Genomic DNA, 7,334 nt, shown 5'->3' on the forward strand with positions numbered 1-7,334 from the left:
AAAACGCGCAGTATAAGGGGATTAGCGGGGAAAAGCAGCCCGACCAGCGGCCGGGCTGTAAAGATTAGCGTACGTTGCCGCAGGTCAGGCAGAACGCGTAACGGTTTTGCGGATCGTTGAGATTATTCATCAGGCCCGGCTGCGCCTGCAGCGCGCCCATCACTTCGCTGACCGGTGCCGGCAGCCACACTTTCAGCGCGGCCGGCAGCACGGCCTGCGCCGACGCATTCATCTGGTTAAGCAGCAGGTCGATCATCCCCGGATCGTCCTGATACCAGCTCAGTTCAGGTTTCGCGACCTTCGCCAGCTCGGCGGCTTTGGCTACCGCATCGTCGAAGTCGCCCAGCGCATCCACCAGCCCGTTGGCTTTGGCATCGCTACCGGTCCAGACGTGACCCTGCGCAATGGCATCAATCTGCTGTGGCGTTTTATGGCGTGACGCCGCCACCAGACCGACAAAGTTGCGATAACCATTTTCAATGGTCAGCTGCATCAGCTGCTGCACTTCAGTCGGCAGCGCTTTGGTGGTAGACACATCCGCCAGCGGCGAGGTGGCAACGCCATCGCTGTGCACGCCGATGCTGCTCAGGCTGTTCTCCACCGTATTGATCACGCCGAAGATGCCGATCGACCCGGTCAGGGTGCTCGGCGCAGCAACGATGTAGTCGGCCGGCGTGGAGATCCAGTAGCCGCCCGATGCCGCCATGCCGCCCATCGACACCACCACCGGCTTGCCGGCATCGTGCGCCGCCGCCAGCTCTTCGCGGATGGCCTCAGAGGCCGTTACGCTGCCGCCCGGGCTGTTGACGCGCAACACGATGGCTTTGATTTTGTCGTCGAGGCGGGCGTCACGGATTTGCGCAGCGGTGGTGTCGCCACCGACGTTGCCGGCGCTCTCTTCGCCGTCCATGATGGCGCCGCTGGCGAGAATCACCGCAATGTTGCCATCCTGCTGCGTCGGTTGTTTGACGTTGTAGTCATAGATGCTGACGTTGCGGTAGTCATTGCTGGCTTTATCCCAGCCAAAGGTTTTCACCAGCTCGCGATCGGCGGCAGCGCGCGAATCCAGCACATCCACCAGTTTGTTATCCAGGGCATATTTAGCGGTATCGCCCTGAACGGCCTGCAGGCCGCTGATGATGCCCGCCGCCCCCGGGAACAGCTGCTGCGGCGTGATTTGCCGGTTGGCGGACACCGTGTTGAGGTAGTTCTGCCACAGCTGGCCGACCCAGCGGCCATCAGCATCGCGCGCTTCCGGCGACATATCATCGCGCAGGAAAGGTTCAACCGCGGACTTATAGGTGCCGACACGGAACACGTGTGAGCTGACTTTCAGCTTATCCAGCAGGGATTTGTAATACAGGCCGTTGGTGGCGAAACCGTGCAGATCTACCGTGCCCTGCGGCGACAGATAGACCTTCGTGGCGTAGCTGGCGAGATAGTATTGCGCCTGGCTATAGCTGTCGCCGAGGGCAAAAATGGGTTTGCCCGCGTCGCGGAATTCGCGCAGCGCCTTACCCACGTACTGCAGCGAAGGCTGATCGCCGCCGGCAAAATCGCGCAGATCCAGCACCATGCCGGTGATATTTTTATCGCTCTTTGCCTGACGAATGGCATCGACCACATCAAACAACGAATTTTCCTGCAAACGATCGCTGCTGGCACCCAGCAGCTGGCGGCTGATACGGCTCAGACGATTGCTGACCGACGGTTTGTCCACCAGCACGCCGCTCAGATCGACTTTCAGCGCACCCTGCTGCACTGGTTCACTGCTGCTGGCGCTGGATAACTGCAGCCAGATGCCGACGCCGGCCAGAATTAACACAATCAGGAACAGATTCAGGATAAATTCCCGGATAAAATTCAGCACCCGCCAGCTCCAGCGGAACAGGCCAGCAATAATTCGCCACAATGTGCGCATAAACTCTCCATATTCACGTAGCCAGGGCAGCCGGTATGCGGTCTGCCCCGATGTCGGGTTCATCCTAAAGAGCAGCGTGCGAAAAGTCAGCAGGAAATCGCGCCAGACTGTTACAAAAGATCGCGCTGTGCCAGGATTAGCCCACGCTTTGTTAATCACGGGAGAATCAAGATGGATGCACTCGAATTACTGGTAAACCGTCGTTCGGCGTCGCGCCTGACCGAGCCGGCACCGGCCGGTGAGGTGCTGCAGAATATTCTGCACGCGGGTATGCGCGCACCGGATCACGGCACGCTGCAGCCGTGGCGCTTCATCATTATTGAAAATGAGGGGCGCGAACGCTTCAGCCATCTGCTGGAGCAGGCCGCACGCGACAGCCAGCTGGATGACAAAGCCATTGAGAAGGCCCGGACGTCGCCGTTCCGCGCGCCGATGATCATTACCGTTGTCGCGCACTGCGAAGCCTCCGCCAAAGTGCCGCGCTGGGAGCAGGTCGTGTCCGCTGGCTGCGCGGTGATGGCGATGCAAATGGCGGCCGTCGCGCAGGGCTTTAACGGCATCTGGCGCAGCGGGCCATGGACCGATCATCCGCAGGTACGCGCCGCCTTTGGCTGCCGCGAACAGGATGCGATTGTGGGTTTCCTCTACCTCGGTACGCCGCAGCTGAAAGCCAATACCACCGTGGTTGCGCCCGACAGCGAGGCGTTTGTCAGTTATTTCTGACAGACAGCAGCGGGTTTCTGCGGCAAGGTGCATGCAACGACACTGATTGCACAGTCGCTGTGCGAAAGATCGCGCTTAGCGGCGACAGCGCTTACCAGCAGCGGGCAGCCAGGCTAACATAGCCCTCTCTGTTCAGCGCACAAGGAACCCGCCATGAGCGAACCACTTCGTTTGACGCAATACAGCCACGGCGCTGGCTGCGGCTGTAAAATTTCACCTCAGGTGCTTGAGACCATTCTGCACAGCGAACTGGCTGCCTTTCACGATCCGCGACTGCTGGTCGGCAATGAAACCCGTGACGATGCTGCCGTGTACGATCTTGGCAACGGCACGGCGGTGGTCAGCACCACTGACTTCTTTATGCCCATCGTTGACGATCCGCACACCTTTGGCCGTATCGCGGCCACTAACGCCATCAGTGATATTTACGCCATGGGCGGCAAACCGATCATGGCTATCGCTATTCTCGGCTGGCCGGTTAATGTGCTGGACGCGAAAGTGGCACAGCAGGTGATTGAAGGCGGTCGCGCGGCCTGCCAGGCGGCCGGCATCACGCTGGCGGGTGGCCACTCAATCGATGCACCGGAGCCGATTTTTGGCCTTGCCGTTACCGGCATCGTTGACGTGGCGCGCGTAAAAAAGAACAGCGCCGCGCAGGCGGGCTGCGAGCTGTTTCTCACCAAACCGCTCGGCATCGGTATTCTGACTACCGCAGAGAAAAAAGGGCTGCTGCGTGCGGAGCATCAGACGCTGGCGGCGCAGGTGATGTGCCAGCTCAATAGCGCAGGGGCGGAATTTGCTAAACTGCCCGGCGTCAGCGCCATGACCGATGTCACCGGCTTTGGTCTGCTGGGGCATCTGAGTGAAATCTGTCTGGGCTCCGGCCTGCGCGCGCACGTGCAGGCCGCACAGGTACCGCGTCTGCCCGGCGTGGACCAGTACATTGCGGCCGGCGCGGTGCCGGGCGGCACCAGCCGCAACTTCGCCAGCTACGGCGAGCACATTTCTGCCATGGATGGGGCCACGCGCGCACTGCTGTGCGATCCGCAAACTTCCGGCGGACTGCTGGTGGCGGTACAGCCTGACGCTATTGCGGCGTTTCGCGCGTGCGCCGCGCAGGCTGGCGTTGAGGCCACGGCAATTGGCTCGCTACTGCCGGCCGACCACGCCCATCCACTGATTACTGTAGTCACCTGACGTAAAGGAACGACGCCATTCATGCGTTTGTTTATTGCTGAAAAACCCAGTCTGGCACGCGCCATCGCCGATGTGCTACCCAAACCGCATCGACGTGGCGACGGCTATATTGCCTGTGGTAATGACCAGGTTGTGACCTGGTGTGTCGGGCATCTGCTGGAGCAGGCGCAGCCTGACAGCTATGACAGCCGCTATGCGCGCTGGAATCTGGCGGATTTACCCATCATCCCGGACAAATGGCGCCTGCAGCCGCGCCCGTCGGTGGCGAAGCAGCTCAAAGTGATCGAGGGTTTACTGCAGCAGGCCAGCGTGGTGGTGCACGCCGGTGACCCGGATCGCGAAGGACAACTGCTGGTCGACGAAGTGCTCGATTATCTGCAGCTGCCGGCTGAAAAGCGCCAGCAGGTGCAGCGCTGCCTGATTAATGACCTCAACCCTGCGGCGGTCGAGCGCGCGGTGAGCCGTCTGCGCGAGAACCGTGAATTCATTCCGCTGTGCGTCTCGGCGCTGGCCCGGGCGCGCGCTGACTGGCTGTATGGCATCAACATGACGCGCGCCTGGACGCTGCTGGGCCGCAACGCCGGTTACGACGGCGTGCTCTCGGTGGGACGCGTACAGACGCCGGTGCTGGGACTGGTGGTGAGGCGCGATGAAGAGATCGAAAACTTTGTGCCGAAGGATTACTTCGAAGTTAAAGCGCACATTGTCACCCCGAAAGAGGAGCGCTTCGTTGCCAGCTGGATCCCCAGCGATGCCTGTGAACCGTGGCAGGATGACGAGGGCCGTTTGTTGCATCGTCCTCTCGCTGACCACGTGCTTGAACGTATCAACGGCAAACCGGCGTGGGTTACCGGCTACAACGATAAGCGGGAGTCAGAAACGGCGCCGCTGCCGTTTTCCCTCTCCAGCCTGCAAATCGAGGCGGCGAAGCGTTTTGGCCTGAGTGCCCAGACGGTCCTGGACTGCTGTCAGCGTTTGTATGAAACCCATAAGCTGATCACGTATCCGCGTTCGGACAGCCGCTATCTGCCGGACGAACATTTTGCCGGACGTCATGCGGTGCTGAACGCCATTCAGGCGCATCAGCCGGACGTATCGCTGCCGGCGGATTTCAATGCGGATCAGAAAAATCGCTGCTGGGACGATAAAAAAGTGGATGCGCACCATGCCATCGTTCCTACGGCGCGCGCCAGCAAGGTGAACCTGAGCGACAATGAAGCCAATATTTACGGTCTGATTGCGCGCCAGTATCTGATGCAGTTTTGTCCCGACGCGGTATTTCGCAAATGCGTCATCGACCTCGATATCGGCGGTGGCAGGTTCGTTGCCAAAGCGCGTTTTCTCGCTGAAGCCGGCTGGCGTGCGCTGCTGGGCAGCAAAGAGTGCGATGAAGAGAATGACGGCACGCCGCTGCCGGTGGTGAGTAAAGGCGATGAGCTGCTGTGTGAGCGTGGTGAGGTGCTGGCGAAGCAGACTCAGCCGCCGCGGCCGTTCACCGACGCCACGCTGCTGTCGGCCATGACCGGTATTGCCCGCTTTGTGCAGGATAAAGAATTAAAGAAAGTGCTGCGTGCGACCGATGGTTTAGGAACGGAAGCGACGCGTGCCGGCATCATAGAATTGCTGTTCCGCCGTACATTTCTGGTGAAAAAAGGTCGCTATATTCACTCAACCGAGGCGGGCAGGGCGCTGATTCATGCGTTACCTGAGATGGCCGCGCGGCCGGATATGACGGCGCACTGGGAGTCAACGCTTACCCGCATCAGTGAAAAAGCCTGTCGCTATGATGAGTTTATGCAGCCGCTGGTCAGTACCTTGATCGGACTGATCGGTGAGGCGCGCCAGAGGCCGTCGCTGCAGGCTTTTCGTGGATTAGCCGCGACCGGAGCGAAGACGCGCAGTAAAGGCAAAACGCCCCGGCGCAAAACGAAGGAGACGGAATAATGCGTTACGCAACGCTGTTGCTGAGTGGGCTGCTGCTGTGCAGCCATGCCGCGCTGGCTAATCGCCAGCCGGAGCCCGCGCGAATGGGCAATACCGATGTGGTGGTGGATATGCCGCCGGAAGTGTGGACCCAGGGGCAGAATCGCCAGCAGAACAACTGCCTGCAGTGCTGTATCTATGAAAACCGCAGCTACTCCGAAGGCGCAGTGGTGAAAGCGGAAGGCGTACTGCTGCAGTGTGCGCGTGACGAAAAAGTGCTGGGCACCAATCCGCTGATTTGGAAAATCATTAAGTAAGCGGGCGTGGCGCGCAGGCGCCACGCTGTTCAGTTACAGCTTGAAGCTGGACCACACCGGCGCGTGATCGGACGGTTTGTCCATACTGCGAATGTTGTAGTCGATGCCGCTGTCGATGCAGCGTGATGCCAGCGGTGGGCTGGCCAGCAGCAGATCGATGCGCAGACCGCGGTTGTCATCAAATCCTTTTGAGCGATAGTCGAACCACGAGAAGCGATCGGCGGTTTCCGGGTTTTTCTCACGCCACGTATCGACCAGTCCCCACTGCAGCAACCGGTCCATCCACTCGCGCTCTTCCGGCAGGAAAGAGCATTTGCCGGTGCGCAGCCAGCGCTTGCGGTTCTCTTCACCAATACCAATGTCCAGGTCGGTACTGCTGATGTTCATATCGCCCATGATCAGCACCGGCTTGTCGGCCGCCAGTTGCTGCTCAAGATAGCTTTGCAGGTCGCGATAAAACTTCTCTTTGGCCGGGAACTTGATGGGATGGTCACGGCTTTCCCCCTGCGGGAAGTAACCGTTGATGACGGTGATATCGCCAATCGGGCTGGGAATTTCTGCCATGATCAGACGTCGCTGGGAATCTTCGCCGTCATCAGGAAAACCGCGTCGAACTGCCACCGGCTGCGTCTTGGTCAACAGCGCCACGCCGTAATGGCCTTTCTGGCCGTGATAAAACACGTTGTAACCCAGCTTGCTGACCTCTTCCAGCGGGAACATATCATCGTGCACTTTAGTTTCCTGCAGGCCGATGACATCCGGTTGATGCTGTTCAACCAGCGCCGCCAGCTGATGAGGGCGTGCGCGCAAACCGTTGATGTTAAAAGAGACAAATTTCATTTCGCTGCCATTTTTCGTCGCAAAAGGTTGCGGCGATGGTAACCAGGTTTGCGGCAAAAGTCATGGCTTGCGTCATAAGAGCGTGCCGATAAGAGCGAGAGGCCGCACGCAGGTGATTTGTGGTGGGAGACGCTGGAGAGCGGGCTGAGGCAGGCGGTGGCGTTCAGCTGGGGGCGTTTGCGTGAACCTCCAGGTGCGCATTAATGCGCACCCTACAATCCGGGCGACAACTGGGACGATGAGAATATAAACCGGCCACATGGGTAACACTTGAGTCCGTATCACTGTAGATACCGTCTTGCCGGTTACCTGGCAAGACATATTTCGGCATCGAACGGACGACCCGATTTCAGCACGCCATAAGCCAGCTGCAGCAGCTTCTTCATCGCCGCGCACACCACGACTTTTCCCGT

At 59.6% G+C, this 7,334-nt stretch carries 6 protein-coding genes and 1 pseudogene; 4 read left to right on the forward strand and 3 right to left on the reverse strand.

Annotated elements, in window-relative coordinates; translation table 11 throughout:
• Positions 1-64 precede the first annotated feature (64 nt).
• The gene (sppA, locus tag C1Y42_RS09345; protein WP_058781814.1) at positions 65-1,921 is read right to left on the reverse strand and encodes a signal peptide peptidase SppA; all 1,857 of its coding nucleotides are present in this window, start codon (positions 1,919-1,921) and stop codon (positions 65-67) included.
• 171 nt (positions 1,922-2,092) lie between these two features.
• On the opposite strand from sppA, the gene C1Y42_RS09350 reads away from it, so the two are divergent.
• The 4 genes from C1Y42_RS09350 (at position 2,093) to C1Y42_RS09365 (ending at position 6,081) form a co-directional block, all read left to right on the forward strand.
• Positions 2,093-2,644: an NAD(P)H nitroreductase gene (locus C1Y42_RS09350; RefSeq protein ID WP_058774609.1), complete on the forward strand. Its 552-nt coding sequence runs from the start codon at positions 2,093-2,095 to the stop codon at positions 2,642-2,644.
• Positions 2,645-2,797: 153 nt separating this feature from the next.
• The gene (gene selD / locus C1Y42_RS09355; RefSeq protein ID WP_104093247.1) at positions 2,798-3,841 is read left to right on the forward strand and encodes a selenide, water dikinase SelD; all 1,044 of its coding nucleotides are present in this window, start codon (positions 2,798-2,800) and stop codon (positions 3,839-3,841) included.
• 21 nt (positions 3,842-3,862) lie between these two features.
• Positions 3,863-5,785, forward strand: a complete 1,923-nt coding sequence (locus C1Y42_RS09360; RefSeq protein WP_104093248.1) for a DNA topoisomerase III — start codon at positions 3,863-3,865, stop codon at positions 5,783-5,785.
• A complete protein-coding gene (locus C1Y42_RS09365; protein WP_021510070.1) occupies positions 5,785-6,081 on the forward strand; it encodes a YnjH family protein in 297 nt (98 codons plus the stop codon). The genes C1Y42_RS09360 and C1Y42_RS09365 overlap by 1 nt, the downstream gene beginning before the upstream one ends.
• Positions 6,082-6,114: 33 nt before the next feature.
• On the opposite strand, the gene xthA is transcribed toward C1Y42_RS09365, so the two are convergent.
• On the reverse strand, positions 6,115-6,921 hold the full coding sequence (gene xthA / locus C1Y42_RS09370) for an exodeoxyribonuclease III (RefSeq protein WP_058781841.1): 807 nt from the start codon (positions 6,919-6,921) through the stop codon (positions 6,115-6,117).
• 305 nt (positions 6,922-7,226) lie between these two features.
• A pseudogene (locus tag C1Y42_RS09375) lies at positions 7,227-7,334 on the reverse strand (IS110 family transposase); the annotation flags it as partial.

The sequence above is a fragment of the Pantoea sp. ICBG 985 genome, from assembly GCF_002928365.1.
Classification (GTDB): domain Bacteria; phylum Pseudomonadota; class Gammaproteobacteria; order Enterobacterales; family Enterobacteriaceae; genus Pantoea; species Pantoea dispersa.